Below are 22608 nucleotides of genomic sequence, written 5' to 3' on the forward strand. Positions count from 1 at the left end.
GGCTCAAACCGCTGCATGATAAGGACGCCTCACGCCATACCAGATGGCATACATGGCCGGCAGGAAGACCAGCGTCATCACCGTTCCCCCCAACGTACCCCCTATCAGCGTGTACGCCAACGTCCCCCAGAACACCGAATGGGTCAATGGAATGAACGCCAGTATGGCGGCCATTGCTGTCAACAGTACCGGGCGTGCACGCTGCACCGTGGCCTCCACGACGGCATCGAATGGCGCCAGCCCTTCCTTCTCGTTGTGATCGATCTGCCCTATCAGGATAAGCGTGTTGCGCATCAGAATGCCGGACAACGCAATCAGCCCTACCAGGGCATTGATACCGAACGGCTGGTTGAACAGCAGCAGCGTGGGCACCACGCCGATCAAGCCCAACGGTGCCGTGAGAAATACCATGGCCATAGCCGACATCGACCGCACCTGCACGATGATGATCAGCAAGGTGATCGCGACCATGATCGGGAACAGCGGAACCAGGGCGCTAGTCGCCTTGGCCGACTCTTCGGTGGACCCACCCTCTTCAATGCGATAGCCCTCCGGCAGCGCCCCCTGGATGGGGCGCAGCTGCGTCAGGATCTGGGCGGATACCTCCGGCGGCTGCAACCGTTCGGCGATGTCGCCACGCACAGTAATGGTGGGCAGCCGATCCCGGCGCCGCAACAGGGGCTCTTCCATGCGTACCTCAACCTTCCCTACCTGCGATAAGGGAATGCGTTGGCCACTGGCGAGCATAAGGGTAAAGCCTTCGATGCTGGCTGGGTCCAGCCTTACGTGGCCTGCGGCACGGGCCACCACTTGAACAGCGCGAATGTCTTCACGAACGTCCGTAACCGGCACGCCAGACAACAGGAATTGCAGTTGCTGGGCCACAGCGCTGGAACTGAGCCCGACCGCCTGCAGGCGGTCCTGGTCCAGGGCAAAATGCAGCGTAGGCACACGCGAGCCCCAGTCCAGGTTAACGGTACGCAGCAGCGGGCTGTTCTGCATCACCGCTTCTACCTGCGCCGCAATCCCACGCAGCATCTGAGGGTCCGGCCCCATGACGCGGAACGCTACCGGGAACGGCGAATAGGGGCCAAACACCAACTGGGTAACCCTCACCCTGGCCTCAGGCGCCAGGCCCTGGGCGATTGCCTCTCGCAGCTTCAGCTTAAGCGCGTCCCGTGCCTCCTCACTGCCGGCCAGCACAATGATTTTGGCGAATGAAGGGTCTGGAAGCTCTGGCGCCATAGCCAAATAAAACCGTGGCGCTCCTTGCCCAATGTAGGACGTGACGACTTTTGCGGCCGCTTGCTGACCAAGCCAGGCCTCAATTTTTGCGGTGGTGGCACTGGTCTGTTCAATCGCGGTGCCATAGGGCATCTGCACTTCAACCAGCACTTCGGGCCGGTCTGAGGTCGGGAAAAACTGCTTCTTAACCTGCCCCATCCCCAGTACCGCAAGCGCGAACACTAGCATCACGGCAGCTGCTACCGCCCACTTCCAGCGAATAACGCGGCCTAGGACGTTGCGAAAACGATTGTAGTGCGGGGTACGGTAGATGGCGGTGTGCCCACCTCGGACCGGTTGGATCGCCGGCAGCAGTTTCACGCCTATGTACGGGGTGAACACGACAGCCACTACCCAGGACGCTATCAAGGCTATGCCAACGATCCAGAACATGTTGCTGGTGTATTCGCCTGCCGTGGACTGGGCAAAACCGTTTGGCATGAACCCTATCGCCGTCACCAAGGTGCCCGCCAGCATAGGGGCCGCGGTATGGCTCCAGGCATAAGCCGAGGCCTTGAGCCGGTCGTACCCCTCTTCCATTTTCACCACCATCATCTCGATGGCGATGATGGCATCATCCACCAGCAGGCCCAGCGCCAGAATCAAGGAGCCTAAGGTAATGCGGTCGAAGTGCTTGCCGGTAGCGTCCATGACCACAAACACCATAGCCAAGGTGAGGGGAACGGCGGCGGCGACAACGACCCCTACTCGCCAACCCATGCTCACGAAGCACACCACCATTACCACCAGCAGTGCCACAAAGAATTTGACCATGAACTCATTCACTGCGGCACTGATGTTCACGGACTGATCAGTAACTTGGGCCAGCGTCATGCCCAGAGGCAGGCCTGCGTTGATCTGTGCGGTTTCATTGGCCAGCGCCTTGCCCAGCGCCAACCCGTTCCAGCCCTCACGCATCACTACACCCAGGACCAGTGCAGGCTCACCCTGGTTGCGTACAAGGAAGGTGGCGGGGTCCTCATAGCCACGCTCGACGGTGGCAATGTCGGCCAGCTTCACGGTTCGCCCATTGGCTACGATTGGGGTATTGCGCAGGGCATCGAGCGTGTCAAAGGCACCGTCGAGTCGCACTACCACCTGGGGTCCGCGTGTATCAATCGACCCTGCCGGGGTAAGCCTGTTCTGGTTGTTCAAGGCGTCGAAAACGGCCTGGGGTGAAATGCCCAGGGTGGCCAGCCGTTCATGGGAAAACGATACGAAGATCCGCTCGGCCTGTTCCCCAATGATAGTGACCTTCTCCACGCCAGGCACCTTCAGCAGGCGCTGACGTAGAGACTCGGCTTCGCGTACCAGCAGGCGTTGCGGCTCGCCTTTGGCCTTGAGTGCAAACAGCGCAAAGGTGACGTCCGAGAATTCGTCGTTGACCATCGGGCCTATAACGCCCGCTGGCAACGCATTGGAGGCATCGAAAAGCTTCTTGCGTGCCTGATAGAACGCGCCGGGCACCTGGGCTGGCGGGGTTTTGTCCTGGAGGTACAGGACGGTAAACGCCAGGCCTGGGCGGGTATAGGTTTCAGTGCGATCGTACCACTTCAATTCCTGTAGCCGCTTCTCCAAGGGCTCGGCTACTTGGTCCTGCATCTCCTGGGCCGTGGCCCCCGGCCAGGCAGAGATAACGGTCAGCTGCTTGACGGTAAAGGGGGGATCTTCCGCGCGGCCCAGCTTGAAAAACGAGAGCGTACCGGCAATCGCTATCAGAATGATCAGGAACAGGGTGATCGACCGTTCACGCACGGCCAGCGCCGACAGGTTGAACCGGCTGGCGCTCATGGACGGTCCCCAGCCAGGCTGTGCAGATCCTGCCGCGCAATAAGCACTTCTTCATCTTCATGCAACAGGTGCGGCCCCAACGCTACAAGCTGTTCACCGGCCTGCAGGCCATTCACTCTGGCAGTATCGTCGCCCAGGCCGAGTACCTGCACTGCCCGCCAATGGACCTTGGAGGGCAGCCCCGAGACAACCCACACCCCGGGCCCGTTGCCAACGTCATGAAGCGCCGCGATGGGTACAGCGAGTGCACCCGAGGCTACCTCAGCCAAGCTGATGCTCAGTGTCACGGTAGCGCCCAACGGGGCGCTGGCTGGCGCCCCTTCCAGCACGTAGCGAGCTTCATAAGTACGGGTGGCAGGGTCGGCTGCATCGGAAAGCTGGCGAAGTATGGCTGAGGTTGCAGCCCCGCTGTCGCTGAACAGGCGTGCGTGCGCTTGGCTGCCGAGGACCGGGCGCAGGTTTTCAGGTAACTGTACAAGGGCCTCACGCCTACCGGCCTTGGCGAGTTTCACCACAGGCTGGCCTGCGCTCACGACCTGGCCTGGTTCTGCCAGGGTTTCCACGACTACGCCATCCGTATCTGCCACAAGTGTGGTGTAGCGGGTTTGATTGTGAGCGACTGCTAACTGTGCCAAGGCAGCGTTCAAGTCCGCCTGAGCAGTTTGGGCCAGTGCCTTGATCTGGTCGTACCCGGCCGCAGAGCCAGCCCCTGCTGCCACCAAGTTGCGGTTACGACGTTCGTCTTGTGCGGCTTGCGCGGCACGCGCCTTGGCCGCTGAAACTGCCTGCTGCTGCGCTTGGGCTTGCAGGTCCAGGTCTGCCGGGTCCAGTCGCAGCAGTGGCTGGCCTCGTTTCACCCTTTGGCCTGCATCTACGAGCCTTTCCAGTACCTTGCCGCTGACTCGGAAGCCGATGTCGCTCTGCTCACGGGCGACCACCACGCCAGTGAATGAGCGGCGCAAACCTTGTGCAGGCGTCGCCGACGCCACCCGCACCAACGGTGGCTGAGTGCGCGGGTCACGTGCCTTTGGCGAGCTGTCGCAGGCGGCCAGCATCAAGGGCAGGAGGCAGGCACACAATGAACAGGCGCGTAAGGGGCGCATGGGATTCCTTATGGGAACGAGCAGAAAGGAATCCGATTTTGATACTAGTGACTATTTTCGTCAATAGTCACGGCTAGGGTGCCAGGCTTCTTAGGATGAGGGCGGGCAATTGCTCGCAGGCGGCCGCAGCGCCTTCCAGGTTGTACTGCAATTGCACAGGGCTGATATAGGGCTGCATCACCAGATAGATGGCCTGGCTGGCGTCATCCAGTGGCGTTTTGCGCTCGAACTCTCCCGCTTCTCGCCCTTCGACCACGATCACCCGGATCAACTGGTGCAGGCGTTCCCCATGAGCGGCAGCTGAAGGCCAGTTATCGCGGGCGGCAACGGCAGCAATGTCATACAGCTTGCGGTCTTGAAAGAAAAGCTCGCTTCCCGCCTCTACCAAGGCTTGGAACAATCGTCGAAGCTTCTGGGATGGGGTCTTGGCCTCACCTACAGCGTGGTCAACCGCCGCCTGGATCAGGGCCAGCCGGTTGGCGCAGATCATGGCCCCGATGGCCTGTTTGGAATCGAAAAACTTGTAGATATAGGCTTTGGAAAAGCCGATGGCCTTGGCGAGATCGGATACCGTGGTTTTCTCGTAACCATAGTGGCTGAAGTGCTGGGTGGCGGCTTCCACGATCTGGTCGCGTACGCTGTGATCCAGCGGGCCACGTGTCTGGGACGTCTGAGTAGAGGTAGTCATGTATTGAGCTTAGTCAGGTCAGTATGAATTGACAACGAGTGACCCATTAGTAATATCGTCACACTTTTACACATTTATGGCCTGTCGGCCGTTATTAGCGCCTGCCCCGGTCCAGTGGCTAGACAACTGGGTGTCATATTGCGTTAAAGATCGCTCTAGCCTGCACGATACAAGCTACAGCACCTGCCCGTGCTTTTGGGCGTGTGCCTCGATGCCCATCCTCGGAGTAACAACAACAGTGAATAACCTGTCGCTTAAGTCAAGCCTCGGCCTCGCCATGGCGTTCGCCTCAACCCAGTTGTTAGCCGGCGGCTTTGCCATTAACGAGCAGAGCATCAGCAGCATGGGCACCGGGTATGCGGGCCATTCGTCATCGGCAGAGGATGCAACGACAGTAAGCGGGAACCCCGCCGGGATGGCACGCCTGAAGCGTGAACAAGTTACCCTGGGCGCGGCCGCCATTTATGCCAAGACGGATATCGACCATTCGAAGGCGACGTTGGGTGGCAGCAATGACGGGGACATGGTGCCGACCATTGGCCTGCCCATGGGCTACTACGTCAAACCTTTGAATGATAAATGGGCGGTGGGTTTGGGGCTGTACGTACCCTTCGGGCTGGCGACCGATTACGAGCGTGGCTTCGCCGGGCGCTACTGGGCTGACAAGAGCGTGGTAAAAGTGCTCACCTTCCAGCCGACCGTCAGCTATGCCTTCAACGACAAGGTGTCTATTGGCATCGGCCCCACCCTCAACCGCCTTGACGGTGAGCTTACGTCCCGCACCATCAACGGGGCCAATCCAGTTTCTGGCGGGGATGGCCAAGTGAAACTCAAGGGGGATGACACGGCTGTCGGGTTCAAGGCGGGCCTTTTGGTTCAAGCCACCGAACGCACACGTCTAGGTGTGACCTACCAATCCAAGGTCGACTACACCGTGAAGGGCGATACCACGGTACGCAACCTGCGGCCGAGCCCTGCACTCCCAGCGTTCAATTTCAAAAGCGACGCCTCCCTGGACCTGAACACCCCGGAATCCGTCGACCTGTCCTTCACTCACGTGCTTAACGACCGCTGGACGCTCTACGGCGGAAGCACCTGGACCCGTTGGAGCCGTGTGCAGGCCCTGACCATCGATAACACCGGCAGCCGCCCCGCCGCGGCATTGGGGCTGAATGAGATTTCCGAAGACCAGCATTGGCATGACACGTGGGCACATGCTGTGGGTGCCGCGTACAAGCTGAACGCACAGTGGACCTTGCGCACCGGCTTGAGTGTGGACCAGTCGCCGACCAACAACGTGGACCGCTCCCCACGTATTCCTACAGGAGACCGCCGCGTCTTCAGCGTGGGCGCCGGATACAGCCCCACGGCCGACCTTACCCTGGATCTGGCGTATGCCTACCTGAAGGAAGAAAGCGTGGACATCAACCTGGCGAGCCAAAGCAAAGGTGCTTACAGCGCTACGTACCGCAGCAGCGCGCATACGTTTGGCGGTTCGATGACCTACAGGTTCTAAGGGGCAGCGTAGGCGCAGCGCATTGGCATGAAACAGGACGCGTGTAAATCAGGGGCGCAGCGAGAGCTCAGCGCGCGCCTCCCGCATGAAGATCTCCAATGTCTTGGGCCCTACTCCTTCAAACCCTAATAACCACTGCTCGAAACCGGCAAGGTTTAGGGTGTTGTGACGCAGGGCATGCACACGTGCCTCCAGCCCTTGCGCCAACTCAGCACCCAGCAAGCGCAGCCGCCGGGCCGTGGATTCATCATAACGGGCGTAACCTGCCTGGCCGAGGAGCCGCACTAATTCCCGGTGGGAACAGGCGGCCAATGTACCTGGCGTGGTCAGGCCATGGCCCTCCACCAGTGTGCGGTATGCCTGGGCCGCCACTGAGGCACGGATGCGTTTGCCCACCAAGAAGCTGGCCAGCAGCCATTGATACAGCCCATGGGGCTGGCGTACGTCGATGCCCAGGCTTGCTGCGGTGACCGGAAGGGTTTGCCCTTTACTCATCCTTTTAGGCCCTCTCTACCTGTTTCAATGCAGCGCTGTGAATCGCCGCCGCCACGGCCCGCACTGTGTCTTCAAGTGCACCGTCATTGCGATACAGCGCCCAGCCTTGCTGTTCGAACGCTCGTTCGAACGCCTGCGTACTGGCCACATGCGCCTCGAAGGTGCGTAATACGGTACTCCCCAGCCCCCGCGATCGGGCGGCCGCTCGCGCCCATGACACGTGCGGGTCCGTGATCAGGCCCACGTGCAGGTCAGGCACCTGTACAGATTGCGACAGGTTCAGCTGCAACGCCTGAGCAAAGGGCACCGCGCGGCGAAAGGCGGCGTCGGAGGGGTACCAGCGGTCGATCAGCATGACGCTGTCCGTAGGCTGAGTGGCCAGCACGTGACGGGAAATCCATGCCCGGCTGTGCGCCAGGCGCTGGCAGATGTCCAGTTCCAGCACCTCACTGGGCGCCCTGGCCATGCGGTTAACCAATGCCATGGTCTCACCCCTGTAGGGGTCCAGCTTGCTTTCACATAACCGGATAACCTTCAAACCATCGGCCCGCAGTGTAAGGGTAGCCGCTTCGAGCACCGTGGTCTTGCCGGTGCCCTTGGGCCCGTCCATGCATACGAACAGCGCACGTTTCATCGTTACTCAACCGTCAAAAAGTGGATCGCCCAATGCGGCTGCCCGCGTAATGCCTGGAACAGGCATGGCAGGCTACCACTCAATATCCCCATAACCTCACGGAGCCGAGTTATGAAAACGATTCAGGCCGGTGTATTGAATGTGGCTTACCAAGAAATGGGCCCCGCCCATGGCCCAGCCGTTGTGCTGTTGCACGGTTTTCCCTATGACATTCAGGCTTACGACGCAGTGGCCGAACGCCTGGTCCAGGCAGGCTGCCGGTGCATTGTGCCCTTCCTGCGGGGGTATGGTGGCACGCGCTTCCTGTCCTCAGCCACCCTGCGGTCAGGAGAGCAAGCAGCACTGGGTGCAGACCTGCTGGCGTTGCTGGAGGCGCTCGCCCTGGAGCACGCCGTGCTGGCCGGCTACGACTGGGGCGGTCGGGCAGCCTGCGTAGTGGCTGCGCTGTGGCCGGAACGTGTGGCTGGCCTGGTGAGTTGCGAACCGGGTTACAACATTCAGGACATCGCACAATCGGGGCACCCTGCTTCCCCCGAAGCCGAGCACCGGTTGTGGTATCAGTACTACTTGCACGGTGACCGAGGTTATGCCGGGCTGGAGGCCAACCGGGACGCCTTCACTCGATTGCTTTGGACACAATGGTCGCCCACGTGGCACTTCACTGACCAACAGTTCGGCGCGTCAGCTGCCTCTTTTCACAATCCCGATTTTGTAGACGTAGTCACCCACTCTTACCGCCACCGTTTCGGCCTGGTGGATGGCGACCCTCGCTACGGCGATATCCAAAGGGCGTTGGCACTGCAACCGAGCATATCGGTACCCGCAGTAGTGCTGACCGGTATGAGCGACGGTGTCGCCGCGCCTCAGGACGAGCAGGCAGCATCGGCAAAATTCACCGGGCCCGTGCGGCGCGTACAGCTTGATAAGGTGGGGCACAACGTACCCCAGGAGGCGCCAGCAGCCTTTGCGGACGCCGTGCTAAGCCTGATAGCGGGCTACTGAAGCCTTGCTACGGCGTACCGGGATCTGCAAGCGGCGCTGGCTCGTCCAGTAACTCGGCCAGCGCGTCTGCCAGTTCGTCGTCCATGGCATCGATACTGTCTTCAGCGTCGTCCAGGTCGTTGAGGGGCGACTCGTCGGCGTACCAGCGCCAATGCAGCAGGCTCGTGGGTAGTGCACGATGGTCATGGCTGGGAGATAGGTTCATGTCATTGGGGCCTTGTACGGGGTACGAAGATACCCTATCAGACCTCAATGAACAGGCGCTTGTTCACGCGTTGGGCGCACCTACCGGCGGGCTACCGCTCCACCTGCCGATTCCACCGGGCATTCCACGCCGGGCGTACCTTGTTGACCTGGTCCCAGTCGATGGTCACGGCGGTCTGCAGGTAGGTGCGCATGGCTTCTACCTGAGCGCGGGTGCGCTCGGTGGTGGGCGTGTCCGGGTTCGAAGGGATCTGATCACCTTGCTCCAGGGCCGTAGCCTGAGCTTGGGCGGTGATCATAAACTCGGCCAACTGTTGTGCCAGTTCGGGCTGGTCGTTGTTGGCCACCACACATTCAGCCTGGTTAAGCACCACGCCGCCTTCTTTGGGCGCTGCATAGGCCACTGGAATGCCTTTGAGCTTGAGCGCTGCGACCTGAGTAGGCGTCAGCGGGAACAGCGCAGCCTCATTGGTCTGGACCATTTCCGACAGTTTGGCCGAGTTGGGAATGTACTCCAGCACATTAGGGCCCACGGTGTTTGGCCAGGCCTTGAAGCCAGGCTCTACGTTTTGTTCGGTCCCCCCCTGCAGGCGGTTGAACATCAGAAACCCGTGCAGGCCGAAGGTGGACGACGGCAGGGATTGCACCACCACCTTACCCTTGAACTTTGGATCGGCCAGGTCAGCCCAGGAGGTGGGTGGCGCCCAACCGTTCTCTTCGAACATGCGGGTGTTGTAGGCCAGCCCGGTGATGCCCAAGGTCACCGCGACAGCACTGTCCTTGATACGGGCATTGGCCGGCAGGCGCGACAAGGTCGGGTTGGGCTGCAAGGTGCTGCACATGCCCATGTCAATGGCCCGGTACATGATGCCATCGTCCAGCAGCATCACGTGCACCGGGGGTTGCTGAGGGCTGGCTTGCACCTTGGCCAGGATATCGGCCGAGGTGCCAGGCACGATCACCACTTTGGCATGGTGTTGCTGCTCGAAGGCCGGCAGAATCTGGTCGGCATACAGGCGCTCCATGGTGCCGCCATTCATGCCCAGGTACAGCGTTGGGTCTGCCATGGCCGCAGCCGGTAAACCGCCAAGTGCAGCCAGCAGGGAACGTAAACGTGTCATGTCAGAGGGTTCCTGTGTGGTGAAGGGACGTGAAACGACCAATGGAAAACGCAGCCAGGCTGTGAGCAGCCTCACCGGCCAGAATGCATTGGGCCAGGGCTTCGCCGGCAGCCGGCCCGATCTGGAAACCTGCGCCTGCGAAACCGAAGCCATGCAACAGGCCCGGGCACGTGAGGCTGGGGCCTAGCACAGGCTCATTGTCCGGCAGGTAGCCCTCGGTGCCGCTCCAGCTGCGAATCGCCTGGGCACCGGCCAATGCGGGATAGAGTTCGGTGGCATTACGCAAGATGTTCAGGATGGCCGCCTGCCCGGTACGGGCCTTGTCAGGCCCCTCAGCAAACCCCCGCCCGCCGCCTAGCACGCAATTGCCCCGTGCCACCTGGCGGGCGTAGATACCGCCCCCTTCCACGCCGGTGCTGGCGGTCATGAACAGTGGCAGCGGCTCGGTCACCAGCATGGCCGGGTGGTGGGCGACCATGGGCACTGGCTCGCCAAACTGCGCCGCCAACACACCCGCCCAGGCCCCTGCACAGTTCAACAGCCACGGGGCCGTAAACCGCTGCCCGGCCTGGCTGCGAACCTCGAACTGGCCTGCGTTATGTGTCACTTCAGCGACTAGGGTTTGCTCATACAACTGCGCGCCTTGGCGCTGGGCTGCACGTGCAAAGGCCGGGGATACCAAGCGAGGGTTGGCGTGGCCGTCGTCAGGGCATAACGAGGCACCGGCCGCCACGTCGCCTACCCATGGGAAGCGCCTGCGCAGCTCGGCCCGGCCCATCACCTGCAGGCCCAGGCCGAATGGCTCGACGGCCAGCGCATAGGCCTGCAAGGTGGCCAGGTCCGCTTCACTGCGTGCGAGTTTCAAGTGACCTGAGCGGGTGTACTCCCCATCGGTGCCCACCCAGCCAGCAAGCTCCCCCCAGATGGCGTGGGCGCGGCAGGACAGTGGCAGCTGTGACAAAGGCCGCCCCTGGCGGCGCACACCGCCATAGTTGACACCACTGGAACGCGACCCGCAGAAGTCTCGCTCGATCACGCTGACGCTACGGCCTGCACGCGCCAGGCACAGCGCCGCACTGCTGCCCACAATGCCACCGCCCACAATGATCACGTCGGACGCCACCGCTGTCATGGGCCTATCTCCAGGTCGAACGGCAACGGTTTGAGCGGGGCCTGTGCTCGCAAACGGCCCACCTGCTCCGGGGGGCGCCCACTTTCGCAGGCAATCAGTTCAACGGTTGCAACCCCACACACTCGGCCTTGGCAGCGCCCCATGCCCGCTCGGCAAGTCGCCTTCACACGGTTCACTTCCCAGTGCCCGGCGCGCACTGCCGCGCGCACCTCGCCTGCCGTCACCTGTTCACACCGGCACACCACAAGGTGGTCCGGCGCCTGGGCAGCCCAGTTGGTAGGGAACGGAAACGCTGTCTCCAAGCCGACACGAAAACGCTGCAACCTGGCCAGTGCGGCCAGGTGCTGGCTGCGCCGTTTGCCATCAACACGCTTGCCAAGGTCTTCCAATACGGCCATCGCGGCCAGCTCCCCCGTAATCTCCGCACCGTCAGCGCCGAGGATCCCGGCGCCGTCACCGGCTAGGTAAACCCCGCTAACACTGGCCCGCCCCAGTTCATCCTGGGTGGGCAACCACGCCCGGTTCAACGGGCTCCAGGCAAAGCTACAGCCCAGCAGGTCGGCCAACTGTGTTTCGCTGCGCAAGGCGTAGGAAAACCCTACGGCGTTGCACGCCAGTTCGTGGACCCGGCCCTGCATTGACCAACGCACGTGGGTGACCCGTTCGGCGCCCTCCACGCTTAGCAAGGTGACGCCTTGGTAAACGGGTACCTGCCTGGCCATCAGCCACGCGCGGTAGTACAGCCCTTTGGCAAAGGTGGCAGGTTGAGTGAGCAGGCGCGGCACGGCCTTGACCTGGGCCTGGAACGGCGAGGTGTCCAGCACGGCGGCCACGGTGGCGCCGGCTTTGGCGTACTGGTACGCGACCAGGTAGAGCAAGGGGCCGCTCCCAGCCAGCACCACGGCGTCGCCAATGGCGCAGCCCTGAAACTTGAGCGCCACCTGTGCGGCCCCCAAGGTGTAGACCCCGGGGAGGGTCCACCCAGCGATCGGCAATACCCGGTCCGTCGCCCCGCTGGCGATGATCAGCCGATCAAACCGTTGGCGCCCAGCCAGGCTGCCCTGGCACAGGGTATCCAGCACGCCGTGCTCGCCATTCCACACCAAGGTGTCTGGTTGGTAGTCCAGGTGTGGGCTCAGTGACTCCAAGGTATGGTGGATGGACCGTGCCTTGGAGGCTTCAAAACCGTACATGGTGTTGGCGCTACGGGTGAAGTTGGCGGGCGGCTGGCGATAGATCTGCCCCCCGCCGCGCCCACCTTCATCAATCAACAGGGGGCGTACGCCCTGGGCCACTAGCGCCTGGGCGGCCCGCACACCGGCAGGCCCCGCCCCCACGATCACAATGCGTTCGCTCATAGCACACGCCCCGGGTCGCGGCTGACGGCAAGGCCTGGCCCTACGAACGTGGCACAGGCCCGTACGCGTCGACCGTCACCTAGCCGTACCCAGCAGTCCTGGCAGGCGCCCATCAGGCAGAAACCCGCCCTGGGTTCGGCGGTGAAGTCACTCCCCCGTACAAAGCTGCTCTGGGTGAGGATGGCAGTCAATACCGTATCCCCTGCCAGGCCTTGGGCCGGTAGACCATCGAGGGTGAACAGCACCGGTTCGCGGTCCTGTTCAGCGAGGCGTTTGAACAAGGGTGTGTCCTGGTTCTGCTTCATGATTTGCCCACCAGTACACGGTCCAACCCATACACACGGTCCAGCACAAGCATGGTGACGGCGGTGAGTGCGATCACCAGGGCCGAAATGGCCGCCATCATTGGGTCGATAGATTCAGTGGCGTACACGTACATGCGAACTGGAAGTGTCTGGGTGGCGGGCGAGGTGATGAAAATGGACAGCGTGACCTCGTCGAAACTGTTGATAAAGGCCAGCAACCATCCACCGGCCACACCGGGCAGGATCATGGGAAAGGTAATGCGCCAGAACAGGGTCATACGCCCCGCCCCCAGGCTCTCGGCCGCCTGTTCGGCGCTGCGGTCCACCCCAATGGCGGTTGCGATCACCAGCCGCAGCACATAAGGCGTGATCACCACCACATGGGCCAGCACCAGCCAGGAGAAGCTTCCGTTGACCCCCAGCAGCGCAAACAGGCGCATCAGGGCCACGCCCAGCACCAGGTGGGGAATGATAATGGGTGACAGCAGCAGGCCGTTGATCACGCCCTGGCCGGGAAAGCGATACCGGGTAAGCGCCAACCCCGCCGGCACGGCGATCAGTGTGGCCAGGGTTGCGGACAAGGCTGCCAGCTTCAAGCTGTTGGCGAAGGCGGTGATGAAATCTGCCCGCTCGAACACCGCCGTAAACCACCGCAGAGAAAACCCCCGGGTAGGCAGGCTGAGCGTGTTTTCCGGGGTGAAGGCCACCAGGCACACCACCACCAGCGGCGCCATCATGAACACCATCACCAGTGTATTGAACGAGAGCGCCAACGGGCCATTCCGGGTCATGGCTATACTCCTAACCTGCGGTTGTAGCGACGTTCAACGAGGCGGTTCCAGCTCAACATCACCACCAGGTTGATCAGCAGCAGGGTCACTGCAATGGCGGCACCCATGGGCCAGTTCAGCTCGGCCAGGTACTGGTCGTAGATCAGGGTCGCGACCATTTTGAGCCGGCGACCGCCCAACAGCCCTGGAATTGCGAAAGAGCTGGCCGACAGGCCGAAGACAATCAGCGTGCCGGACAGCACACCGGGCATGATCTGAGGCAGGATAATGCGGCTGAAGACGGTCCAGTGACTGGCACCCAGTGACAGCGCGGCGTGCTCGGCCGTGGCATCGAGCTTCTGCAACGACGTCCACACCGGAATGATCATGAAGGGCAGCATCACGTGCATCAACCCGATGATCACCGCGAAGGGGGTATAGAGCAGTTTGAGCGGCCTGCCGCCCAGCGCCACGATCGCCTGGTTGACCATCCCCTCGTTGCCCAACAGCAAGCTCCAGCCGAAGGCACGGACGACCACCGAAATCAGCAAGGGTGTCAGCACCAGCACCAGGAAAATGGAGCGCCAGGGTGCTTTCATGCGGCTGAGCACTAACGCTTCCGGCACGCCGATCAGCACGCACAGGGCAGTGACCAGCGCGCTGATCCAGAAGGTGCGCAGAAAAATCTCGTAGAAAAAGGGATCGGTGAACAGGTTGGTGTAGTGCTCGGCGGTGAACTGGTCGCCCTTGATACCGGTGGTGTAGTCAAACACGTTCACCGACAGCACCAGGGTCAACAGCAAGGGCAGCACCATCAGCACTGCAAACAGCAACACAGCCGGGCCGGTGAGGCTATAGCCCCGGCGCACATCAGTGAACAGCGACCCGCTCATGCGTTCACCTCATCGGTTTCCAACACGCGCAGCATCTGCGGTGACCAGTCCAGGCCGACCAGATGATCCACCTCCAACGGCGCCGTGCCGTTATTGGGCCGGATTACCGACAGTTCGCCCAATTCCGTGGCAATGCGATACAGCCATTGGCTGCCCAAGAAGAAGCTCGCTGTTACCTGCCCCTGCAAGCGCCCTGCTCCAGCGCCCAGCAGCTCGATTTTTTCAGGGCGAAGGCTCAGGACCAAACGCCCGTTCGCCTGTACCTGCGGCATGCCGGATTCGGCAGGCTCACCTGGTAGCAGGTTGGCCTTGCCTACAAAGTCGGAAATAAACCGTGTGCGGGGGTGTTCGTATAACCGGTAGGGTGCATCCACCTGGGTAATGCGCCCTGCTTCCATCACCACCACCCTGTCGCTCATGGACAGCGCCTCAGCCTGGTCATGGGTCACCATCAGCGTAGTGATGCCCACGGCCTGCTGAATGCGGCGGATCTCGAACTGCATTTCTTCGCGAAGATGGGCATCCAGGTTGGACAACGGTTCGTCCAGGAGCAGTACCGGCGGCTCTATCACCAATGCCCTGGCCAGGGCCACGCGCTGGCGTTGGCCACCGGACAGCTCCCTCGGGTAGCGGGCTGCGTGCTGAGTCAGGCGCACCAGCGCCAGCGCTTGTGTCACACGCGTTGCCAACTCACCGGCCGGCACCTTGCGCATGCGCAGCCCGAACGCCACGTTGTCGCTCACCGTCATGTGGGGGAACAGTGCATAGCTCTGGAAGACCACGCCCAGTTTTCGGGTAGCTGGCCGAGCGTGTGTGATCTCACGCTCAGCCAGCCACACCGCGCCACTGGTGACGTCGGTAAAGCCAGCGATCATTTGCAAAGTCGTGGTTTTGCCACACCCAGACGGCCCAAGCAGGGAGACGAACTCACCTTGGTCAACAGCCAGGTTCAACCCCGCGACGGCTTCAATGGCGCCATAGCGCTTACATAGGTGGTCCAGACGCAGAAAAGCCATGACGAAGCTCCATCGCAAGCCAGGCTCCTTACAGAGCTAGCAATATTGAGGGCAGGCGCCAACGGCAAAGGTGAGGTAAACCGGGACGTTGGCGCTCGTGTGGGTAACGGCGGCCGATATTGTGTGTTTCGCCCTATGGACAGCAGAGTAGGCCAATGCCTAGCATGCGGCCAAACAGTGATTTCACTGAGCGTGGTTTATTTTCAAATAATTCCACTGAATGGAATGCCCAGAGGTGAATATGAAATCCCCTTCCGAAGAGTCGAATCATGAGGAGCCTGAAGCCGGTGTCAGCGGGGTTTCTCGGTTGTTTGCTGTGTTGCGGGCATTGGGAAACGGGTCGGCAGACGGCGAGCGCGTTAGCCAACTGGCTGCCCAAGTGGGCTTGTCCCAGCCCACCACTCACCGCTTGCTGCGTGGGCTGGTCAGTGAGGGGATGGTGGAACAGTGCCTACGTACCAAAAGGTACCGGCTGAGCCTGGCGTTCTTCGCGCTCGCTGCCAAAGCTGGGCAGGCGGGCAACCTGCGCGACGTGGTGCGGCCCAGCCTGCTGCGGTTGTCGGCCTCGCTTGGGGATTCGTTGTTCCTGCTGGCCCGCGCAGGCTTTGACGCGGTATGCCTGGACCGTAGCGAAGGCCCTTACCCTATCCGCACCTTTACGGGCGATGTAGGTGGCCGGATCGCACTAGGCGTGGGGCAAGGCAGCCTAGCGATCCTGGCCTTTCTGCCCGATGAGGAGCGTGACGAGGTGATTCGCTACAACCTGCCCCGGCTGCGCGTCGTACACGCCTACGACGAAGTGAGCTTGCGCATGGAAATCGACGCGGTACGCGCCCTGGGCTATGCAGGCCGCAACACCGGTGCCTTGGAAGGGATGGCCGGGGTGGCGGTGCCTGTGCTTAATACCGAGGGGCATGCGGTGGCAGCGCTAAGTGTGGCCACCATTGCCGACAGGTTGACCCCTTCACGTATGACCATGGTGGTGGAATTGCTCAAGCGCGAGGCCAAGGGGGTGTCAGGCCGCATCAACCCATTTGACCCTGCCCTGCGCCGGCCTTCACAAGTGTTTGGCTAGGGCGCGGCTTTTCCCGCTACCCCACGTATACTGCCGCGTTTGAAACCCTTGGCAATGCTTCTTATGAAAAAACTGCTGCTCATTCTGTTATCAACCCTGCTCCCTTCCCTGCCTGCGTTGGCCGAGCCACCGGCCACGTTCAGCGAGGCGAAAGTGGTCGCCAGGGAAAAGGTGTACATGGACCAAGGGACCAGCCAGATGGGCGAGCTGTACTGCGGTTGCCAGTGGACATGGGTGGGCAAGTCCGGTGGGCGGATAGACGCCGCTTCCTGTGGCCTGAAGGCCCGGGAACAGGCCAACCGCTCACAGCGCACCGAATGGGAACACATCGTGCCCGCCTGGACCTTCGGTAACCAGCGCCAATGCTGGCAACACGGCGGCCGTGAGCATTGTGTCAGCGACGACCCGGTATTCCAGGCCATGGAAGCCGACCTGTTCAACCTGTACCCGTCCGTGGGCGAAGTGAACGGGGACCGTAGCAACTTCAACTACGGCATGGTCTCTGGCATTGCGCCCGAATACGGCCAATGCAAGACCAAAGTGGATTTCAAGGCACGTGTGGCCGAACCACGCGATGACGTCAAAGGGCTAGTTGCCCGCATTACGTTCTACATGTTCGATCGCTACAACCTGAGCATGTCCCGCCAACAGCAGCAACTGCTCATGGGCTGGAACGCGCAATACCCGGTTACCCCCTGGGAGCAGGAACGAGACCGGCGAATCACTGCCATCATGGGCCATGCCAACCCCTTCGTGACCGGGCAACGCACCTGGACACTGGGGTACAAGCCCACCGGTGAAGGGCTGGTAAGCCCTGTGCCGGCGCGCCCTTCGAATGCGCCTGCCGCTGCTCCTGGCACAGGCACTGTTCCACTGGCTACCCCGGTAGTTGCCAACAAGCGCAGCCACCTCTACCACCTGCCCACCGGGTGCCCCAGTTATGACAAGGTGGCACCCAGCAACCGGGTAACGTTCGTGACAGAGGCGCAAGCCGTTGCTGCGGGGTATCACAAGGCGGGGAATTGTCGGTAATCAGGCGTTGTACGGAAAGTGGCTGCACTCGGCCATGCTGTGTCAAAAGCCAACTGGATTGCCAGCCCAGATTGAGCGTCCCTGTCGGAATGCTCATTTACAGCCAGTAAACCCGAGTGCGGGCCCAGCCGAGTGCGGGCCCAGCCGAGTGCGGGCCCAGCCGAGTGCGGCCCAATCCGCTTCCTCGCTGACTCTTTACTTGCCTGTGCGTCCCGGCTTGGCCTTCGCTCGCCGACTTTTCGTATAAACCCTAGTGAGCAGACCACACTTCCCAGAATGACCCTGCCTCCTGCTGTCGAGCCTTGAACCGGGCCCAAACCTCCGGTTCAAACCGGCTTAATGAAACAACGTTCTTTTGAGACAAAAGAATCGTGAAACCAACCTCTCTACCCTTTAGCTGCATATCCTCGACTACTGCCGAATAGTCCGTAGTATAGGTGACCTTAAGCGTATTCGGATCACGGTATTCGCTCATGGTGGGCACGATTTCAAAGCTTTCGTCCATAAGTCCCGTTTCATGCAAGTCCCCTACAGATGAAACACGCCCAACGTAAACCTTGCGATCGCTCATCGAAAACAGGTACTGGCTGTGCTTGTCACTGACGGAACTCAAGAGGTGTTTGGTCAACGGTGGCAATGGAACCCTTGAGCCAAGGATCAAAGCCTGAGCCTTGGCAGCACTGATACGATAACGAAGCCTTACCAGAAAAGGGAAAATACGTGGAAACAGCCAAGAAAAGAAAAAAGAAAGGAATGATGCCTGCCCAAAAAACACCCATAACGACGTTGTTTGATCTTGCGCTAGACCATTTTCAACCAACGCTGCCTTAACGTGTTGTACAGAGGTTGAATAATGAGGATTCAGCCATTCGAGCCACCCATGCTTGCTGCCATACATAAGGCCGAAACTGGTTGCCGCGGCCAGGGCAAACAAAAAAATGCCTGTTTTCGCGATCAGCATGTACAAGAGCTGACCATCATATCTACTGATTGTGGCCTGTCGATAAATACTGCCGTTACAGAAAATATACCCGCTGACAAGAATGGGCAGAATCAGCAGCAGCCCCATCAATCATTCGCCACTATCTGCTTCGCTCTTTTGCTGGCAGCGATGAAACTTTCATTACTGAGAATTTCCTGCGAATCAATGGACATCCCACCGCGGGGAGTGACACGAAGCGTCCGTAGATCGCGCAATGCTTCAAGCAGCTTTTTTTCCCGCTTGTTCGGTTTCCAGAGCAGTCCAAGCATGGGTATTCCTCCAGTAATGAAGTGCATGGCAGAGACCACGGCGTGCTTCTGCTGCCGAGCGTCACTATAACAGACCCTTTGAGGATGAAACTTCATGGCCGTTATGGATATGTTTCCAAAGGCTGCTAACGAGCAGCAGCCTGGACAGCGCTAGCCGGCGTAAGGCAGGATTCGACCCGTTGGCCGACTTCGGACAGCCGGGCTGATGGCGGTGCATCTGGGGCCGATACACTGTAATTCAGATTCCCTGCTGCGTTGGTATTTGTTCATGAACACCCCCCGTGACGTTGTCGACCTCCAAGCCCTGCTGGATTCCATTCAGGAGTTCATTGTGGTCAAGGATGGCGCAGGGCGATGGCTGTTCTGCAACGAGACCGCCTTGGTAGCGTACGCAATGAGCGGCTTTGCCTACCACGGCCTTACAGACGTTGAGCTGATGGCTATCCGGCCGCAGTTCGCTGACGCCTTTGCCTATAACCTGGCCACTGACGCCAAGGCCTGGAACAACCGCAGCCCCACAATCATCGAAAAGTCGTTCATGGGGGCTGACCAGCGCATCAACACGTGGGAAGTGGTCAAGACACCCTCGTTCAACCCGGATGGTAGCCGTTACCGGCTGGTCATCGTGAGCCGCAACATTACCGAACGTAAGCTGGCCGAAAACGCCCTCTACGCCAGTGAAGAGCGGTTCAAGAACCTGGCTTACCTGGACCCGCTAACGGGCATTCCCAACCGGCGCGGTATTCTGGACATGATCGCCTTGGCGCTGAACACCGCCGAGGCGGGACCGCAAGGTGCTGCCAGTGGCGCACTGCTCTACCTGGACCTTGATCGTTTCAAGCTGATCAATGACACGCTGGGCCACGAGGTAGGCGACGACCTGCTCATAGCCTTTGCCGGCCGAGGGCGTAGTTGCCTGCGCGAGCAGGACCTGTTCGGCCGCATCGGGGGCGATGAGTTTGTGGTGTTCCTGCCTGATACCGACCCTGAAGCGGCCCTGAGTGTCGCACGCAGACTGTGCGAAGCCTTGAGCCGCCTGTGGCACCTAGGCAACCACCAAATCCACACGTCCTCTTCCATCGGCATTGCTTTTACGCCAGAAGCTGGCACCGACGTGCACACCTTGCTGCGGCACGCCGATGAAGCCCTGTATCGTGCAAAAAGGGCAGGACGGTCGCAGATCAACACCTGGCGCCGTGAAAACTGAATCACAGCGCCCACTCAAGCACGCCCCTGCCAGTGTTAGCCCTGGTTGCTTTCCATGGTCTTGCGGTACAGCTCGATAAAGGGCGCTTCAGCAGGGTCGATACGGTCCATGCCAGCTGCGACCCGGTGCCAGTAGGGGTATTGGGGCGCAATGCGGCTCACCTGTTCCAGTTCGGCCAGGTCTTGTTCGCTCAATACCAAGTCCACTGACTTCAGGTTGTCTTGCAGCTGTTCTACGGTGCGCCCTGCTGTAATCACGCTGGTGACGCCCGGGCGATCCTTGAGCCAGGCCAGGCATACGCGTGCCGGCGAGCAGCCATGGCGCTCACCGATGGCGATCAAGGCTTCGATGATATCGTAGGCCCGTTCGCGGTCATGTACGTAGGGTTCCGGCCAGTCATTACCCTGACGCGTGCCCTTGGGCGTTTGCTTGCCACGGCGTACGGCACCGGTGAGCAACCCTTCGCCCAACGGCCCCCACACCAGGGTCGCGAAACCTTGGTCCAGTGCCATGGGGAGCAGCTCGTATTCGGCTTCACGGGCTTCGGGGGTGTAGTAGATCTGCTGGGATACCGGCGCCTGCCAGCCATTGAGGCGTGCACTGCCCAGGGTTTTCATCATTTGCCAGGCGGCGTAGTTCGACGTACCGAAGTAGCGGATCTTGCCGCTTTGTACTAGGTGGTCAAGCGCTGCCAGGGTTTCCTCGACCGGCGTTACGCCGTCCCAGTTGTGTATCTGGTACAGGTCGATATGGTCGGTGCCCAAGCGCTTGAGGCTGGCTTCACAGGCGCTGATGAGGTGGTAGCGCGAGGCGCCGCTGTCATTAGGGTTATCGCTCATGGGGCTACGCGCCTTGGACGCCAGAACGATGGATGAGCGGCGCGCACCCAGTGCCTTGCCGACGATTTCCTCGGCCAGGCCGTGGGAGTAAAGGTCAGCGGTATCCACCATGTTCACGCCGGCGTCGAAGGCCAAGTCGAACATACGTCGCGCCTGATCGACGTCTACGCTGCCGGTTTTCTCGAAAGCGCCTCGGCCACCAAAGGGCACGCTCCCGATGGTCAGTTCCGAAACAAGTACACCGGTATTACCCAGCGGGCGGTATTTCATCGACAGTTCCTCCCTCAGCAAAATCAGACAGAGCGCGAGTTGCCGCGCCCTGCATACCGACGGGCTGCTGTTTGGAAACGTTCAAATTTGCGTGACAGGTTCAGGCCGCCGTACTGCCCTGTCCCAGGATCGCTGCCAATAGCCCTGGGAACCGCCCTTCCAGCTCATCGCGGCGCAGCGCGTTCATATGGGTGGTGCCCACGTTACGGGTGTGCACCAGGCCGGCCTCTCTCAGCACCCTGAAGTGGTGAGACACACTGGATTTTGGCCGCCCGCCGTCCAGCTCACCACAACTGGCCTGGGCAACCCCGGCCAGGTGGCGGACAATTTCCAGGCGTACAGGGTCGCTCAGGGCGTAAAGCACGCGCTCTAGCACAAAGGCGTCGGGTTCGGGGTGTGTGTAGGCTCTCATGGCCCGCATGATAACGGGGGGCTTCAACAAAGGCCATATTTCGAATACTATCGAACAATCGTAGTAACCACTGCTCGGAGATATTCATGTCAGCGCTGTTCACACCCTACACCCTCAAGGATGTAACGCTCCGCAACCGCATTGCCATCCCACCCATGTGCCAGTACGTGGCCGAGGAAGGCGTTATCAACGACTGGCACCATGTTCATTTGGCAAGCATGGCGCGGGGCGGCGCCGGCCTTGTGGTGGTTGAGGCCACTGCTGTAGCGCCGGAAGGTCGCATCACCCCAGGCTGTGCTGGCATCTGGACCGACGAACAAGCCCAGGCGTTCACTCCAGCCGTGAAGGCTATCAAGGCCGCTGGCGCCGTTCCCGGCATCCAGATCGCCCATGCAGGCCGCAAGGCCAGCGCCAACCGCCCATGGGAAGGTGATGACCACATCCCCGACAGTGACAGCCGTGCCTGGGAAACCATCGCCCCGTCTGCCATTGCCTTTGGCGCCAACCTGCCCAAGGTGCCCCGCGCCATGTCCCTGGATGACATCGCCCGTGTGCAGCAGAATTTCGTAGATGCAGCCCGCCGCGCCCGTGATGCCGGCTTTGAGTGGATCGAGTTGCACTTCGCCCACGGCTACCTGGGCCAGAGCTTCTTCTCTGAGCATTCCAACCAGCGTACCGATGCCTATGGTGGCAGCTTCGACAACCGCAGCCGCTTCCTGCTCGAAACCTTGGCCAAGGTCCGTGAAGTATGGCCAGAGCACCTGCCCCTCACGGCCCGTTTCGGCGTGATCGAATACGACGGCAGGGACGAACAGACCCTGGCCGAATCCATTGACCTGGCACGTCGTTTCAAGGACGGTGGCCTGGACCTGCTAAGCGTGAGCGTAGGGTTCACCATTCCAGACACCAACATTCCCTGGGGCCCGGCCTTCATGGGGCCGGTGGCAGAACGTGTACGGCGTGAAGCCGGCCTGCCGGTGACATCCGCCTGGGGCTTCGGTGATCCTAAGCTTGCAGAGGCAGCGGTCACCAACGGCCAGCTGGACCTGGTCTCCATTGGCCGTGCGCACCTGGCCGACCCACATTGGGCGTACTTCGCTGCCAAAGAGCTGAATGTGGACAAGGCGTCATGGACCCTGCCCGCGCCTTACGCCCACTGGCTCGAACGCTACCGCTGACTGTTGGGCTCATGGGTGGTGGGTGCAGCCTT

General features: G+C 61.0%; 23 protein-coding genes. 6 read left to right on the forward strand and 17 right to left on the reverse strand.

The window, feature by feature from the left end; translation table 11 throughout:
• Positions 1-3: 3 nt before the first annotated feature.
• From ACSAMW_RS03205 to ACSAMW_RS03215, 3 genes are all read right to left on the reverse strand, one after another.
• Entirely contained in the window at positions 4-3075 is a 3072-nt protein-coding gene (locus ACSAMW_RS03205; RefSeq protein WP_500592632.1) for an efflux RND transporter permease subunit, read from the reverse strand.
• A complete protein-coding gene (locus tag ACSAMW_RS03210) occupies positions 3072-4178 on the reverse strand; it encodes an efflux RND transporter periplasmic adaptor subunit (RefSeq protein WP_500592633.1) in 1107 nt (368 codons plus the stop codon). The genes ACSAMW_RS03205 and ACSAMW_RS03210 overlap by 4 nt, the downstream gene beginning before the upstream one ends.
• Positions 4179-4251: 73 nt before the next feature.
• Positions 4252-4866 (reverse strand): TetR/AcrR family transcriptional regulator, encoded by a 615-nt coding sequence (locus tag ACSAMW_RS03215; protein WP_500592634.1) that lies wholly within the window; start codon positions 4864-4866, stop codon positions 4252-4254.
• 211 nt (positions 4867-5077) lie between these two features.
• On the opposite strand from ACSAMW_RS03215, the gene ACSAMW_RS03220 reads away from it, so the two are divergent.
• The gene (locus ACSAMW_RS03220; RefSeq protein ID WP_500592635.1) at positions 5078-6382 is read left to right on the forward strand and encodes an OmpP1/FadL family transporter; all 1305 of its coding nucleotides are present in this window, start codon (positions 5078-5080) and stop codon (positions 6380-6382) included.
• 48 nt (positions 6383-6430) lie between these two features.
• On the opposite strand, the gene ACSAMW_RS03225 is transcribed toward ACSAMW_RS03220, so the two are convergent.
• Positions 6431-6877 (reverse strand): HhH-GDP family DNA glycosylase, encoded by a 447-nt coding sequence (locus tag ACSAMW_RS03225; RefSeq protein ID WP_500592636.1) that lies wholly within the window; start codon positions 6875-6877, stop codon positions 6431-6433.
• A gap of 4 nt (positions 6878-6881) precedes the next feature.
• A complete protein-coding gene (locus ACSAMW_RS03230) occupies positions 6882-7511 on the reverse strand; it encodes a nucleoside/nucleotide kinase family protein (RefSeq protein ID WP_500592637.1) in 630 nt (209 codons plus the stop codon).
• A gap of 111 nt (positions 7512-7622) precedes the next feature.
• Between ACSAMW_RS03230 and ACSAMW_RS03235 the strand changes: the two genes are divergently transcribed.
• Positions 7623-8513 (forward strand): alpha/beta fold hydrolase, encoded by an 891-nt coding sequence (locus tag ACSAMW_RS03235; protein WP_500592638.1) that lies wholly within the window; start codon positions 7623-7625, stop codon positions 8511-8513.
• 7 nt (positions 8514-8520) lie between these two features.
• Here ACSAMW_RS03235 and ACSAMW_RS03240 read toward each other — a convergent pair whose 3' ends face one another.
• The 8 genes from ACSAMW_RS03240 to ACSAMW_RS03275 all read right to left on the reverse strand — a co-directional run bounded on the left by ACSAMW_RS03240 (position 8521) and on the right by ACSAMW_RS03275 (position 15312).
• Entirely contained in the window at positions 8521-8718 is a 198-nt protein-coding gene (locus ACSAMW_RS03240) for a hypothetical protein (protein WP_500592639.1), read from the reverse strand.
• Positions 8719-8809: 91 nt separating this feature from the next.
• Positions 8810-9838, reverse strand: coding sequence for an ABC transporter substrate-binding protein (locus tag ACSAMW_RS03245; protein WP_500592640.1), 1029 nt, complete (start codon positions 9836-9838; stop codon positions 8810-8812).
• Between the two features lies 1 nt (position 9839).
• The gene (locus tag ACSAMW_RS03250; RefSeq protein ID WP_500592641.1) at positions 9840-10970 is read right to left on the reverse strand and encodes an NAD(P)/FAD-dependent oxidoreductase; all 1131 of its coding nucleotides are present in this window, start codon (positions 10968-10970) and stop codon (positions 9840-9842) included.
• The gene (locus tag ACSAMW_RS03255) at positions 10967-12328 is read right to left on the reverse strand and encodes an FAD/NAD(P)-dependent oxidoreductase (protein WP_500592642.1); all 1362 of its coding nucleotides are present in this window, start codon (positions 12326-12328) and stop codon (positions 10967-10969) included. The genes ACSAMW_RS03250 and ACSAMW_RS03255 overlap by 4 nt, the downstream gene beginning before the upstream one ends.
• On the reverse strand, positions 12325-12633 hold the full coding sequence (locus tag ACSAMW_RS03260) for a (2Fe-2S)-binding protein (RefSeq protein ID WP_500592643.1): 309 nt from the start codon (positions 12631-12633) through the stop codon (positions 12325-12327). Before ACSAMW_RS03260 ends, ACSAMW_RS03255 begins: the two co-directional genes overlap by 4 nt.
• The gene (locus ACSAMW_RS03265; RefSeq protein WP_500592644.1) at positions 12630-13424 is read right to left on the reverse strand and encodes an ABC transporter permease; all 795 of its coding nucleotides are present in this window, start codon (positions 13422-13424) and stop codon (positions 12630-12632) included. The genes ACSAMW_RS03260 and ACSAMW_RS03265 overlap by 4 nt, the downstream gene beginning before the upstream one ends.
• 2 nt (positions 13425-13426) lie before the next feature.
• Positions 13427-14296, reverse strand: coding sequence for an ABC transporter permease (locus ACSAMW_RS03270; RefSeq protein ID WP_500592645.1), 870 nt, complete (start codon positions 14294-14296; stop codon positions 13427-13429).
• Positions 14293-15312 (reverse strand): ABC transporter ATP-binding protein, encoded by a 1020-nt coding sequence (locus ACSAMW_RS03275; protein ID WP_500592646.1) that lies wholly within the window; start codon positions 15310-15312, stop codon positions 14293-14295. Before ACSAMW_RS03275 ends, ACSAMW_RS03270 begins: the two co-directional genes overlap by 4 nt.
• A gap of 241 nt (positions 15313-15553) precedes the next feature.
• On the opposite strand from ACSAMW_RS03275, the gene ACSAMW_RS03280 reads away from it, so the two are divergent.
• Complete coding sequence (locus tag ACSAMW_RS03280) at positions 15554-16387, forward strand: IclR family transcriptional regulator (RefSeq protein ID WP_500592647.1); 834 nt, start codon at positions 15554-15556, stop codon at positions 16385-16387.
• Positions 16388-16450: 63 nt separating this feature from the next.
• Positions 16451-17419 carry an endonuclease gene (locus tag ACSAMW_RS03285; RefSeq protein WP_500592648.1) on the forward strand — a complete coding sequence of 323 codons (969 nt, stop codon included), beginning with the start codon at positions 16451-16453 and terminating at the stop codon, positions 17417-17419.
• A 250-nt stretch (positions 17420-17669) separates the two neighbouring features.
• Here the strand turns inward: ACSAMW_RS03285 and ACSAMW_RS03290 are convergent, their stop codons facing one another.
• The gene (locus ACSAMW_RS03290; protein WP_500592649.1) at positions 17670-18488 is read right to left on the reverse strand and encodes a hypothetical protein; all 819 of its coding nucleotides are present in this window, start codon (positions 18486-18488) and stop codon (positions 17670-17672) included.
• The gene (locus ACSAMW_RS03295) at positions 18488-18670 is read right to left on the reverse strand and encodes a hypothetical protein (protein WP_500592650.1); all 183 of its coding nucleotides are present in this window, start codon (positions 18668-18670) and stop codon (positions 18488-18490) included. Before ACSAMW_RS03295 ends, ACSAMW_RS03290 begins: the two co-directional genes overlap by 1 nt.
• A gap of 268 nt (positions 18671-18938) precedes the next feature.
• Here ACSAMW_RS03295 and ACSAMW_RS03300 point away from each other — a divergent pair, with 268 nt between their 5' ends.
• A complete protein-coding gene (locus ACSAMW_RS03300; protein ID WP_500592651.1) occupies positions 18939-19877 on the forward strand; it encodes a diguanylate cyclase domain-containing protein in 939 nt (312 codons plus the stop codon).
• A 35-nt stretch (positions 19878-19912) separates the two neighbouring features.
• Here ACSAMW_RS03300 and ACSAMW_RS03305 read toward each other — a convergent pair whose 3' ends face one another.
• Together ACSAMW_RS03305 and ACSAMW_RS03310 are read right to left on the reverse strand one after the other, a co-directional pair.
• Positions 19913-20986, reverse strand: a complete 1074-nt coding sequence (locus ACSAMW_RS03305) for an aldo/keto reductase (protein WP_500592652.1) — start codon at positions 20984-20986, stop codon at positions 19913-19915.
• 100 nt (positions 20987-21086) lie between these two features.
• The gene (locus ACSAMW_RS03310) at positions 21087-21398 is read right to left on the reverse strand and encodes an ArsR/SmtB family transcription factor (RefSeq protein WP_500592653.1); all 312 of its coding nucleotides are present in this window, start codon (positions 21396-21398) and stop codon (positions 21087-21089) included.
• Positions 21399-21484: 86 nt separating this feature from the next.
• Between ACSAMW_RS03310 and ACSAMW_RS03315 the strand changes: the two genes are divergently transcribed.
• The gene (locus ACSAMW_RS03315) at positions 21485-22576 is read left to right on the forward strand and encodes an NADH:flavin oxidoreductase/NADH oxidase (protein ID WP_500592654.1); all 1092 of its coding nucleotides are present in this window, start codon (positions 21485-21487) and stop codon (positions 22574-22576) included.
• Positions 22577-22608: the final 32 nt, after the last annotated feature.

The organism is Pseudomonas sp. AB39(2026) (genome assembly GCF_059831485.1).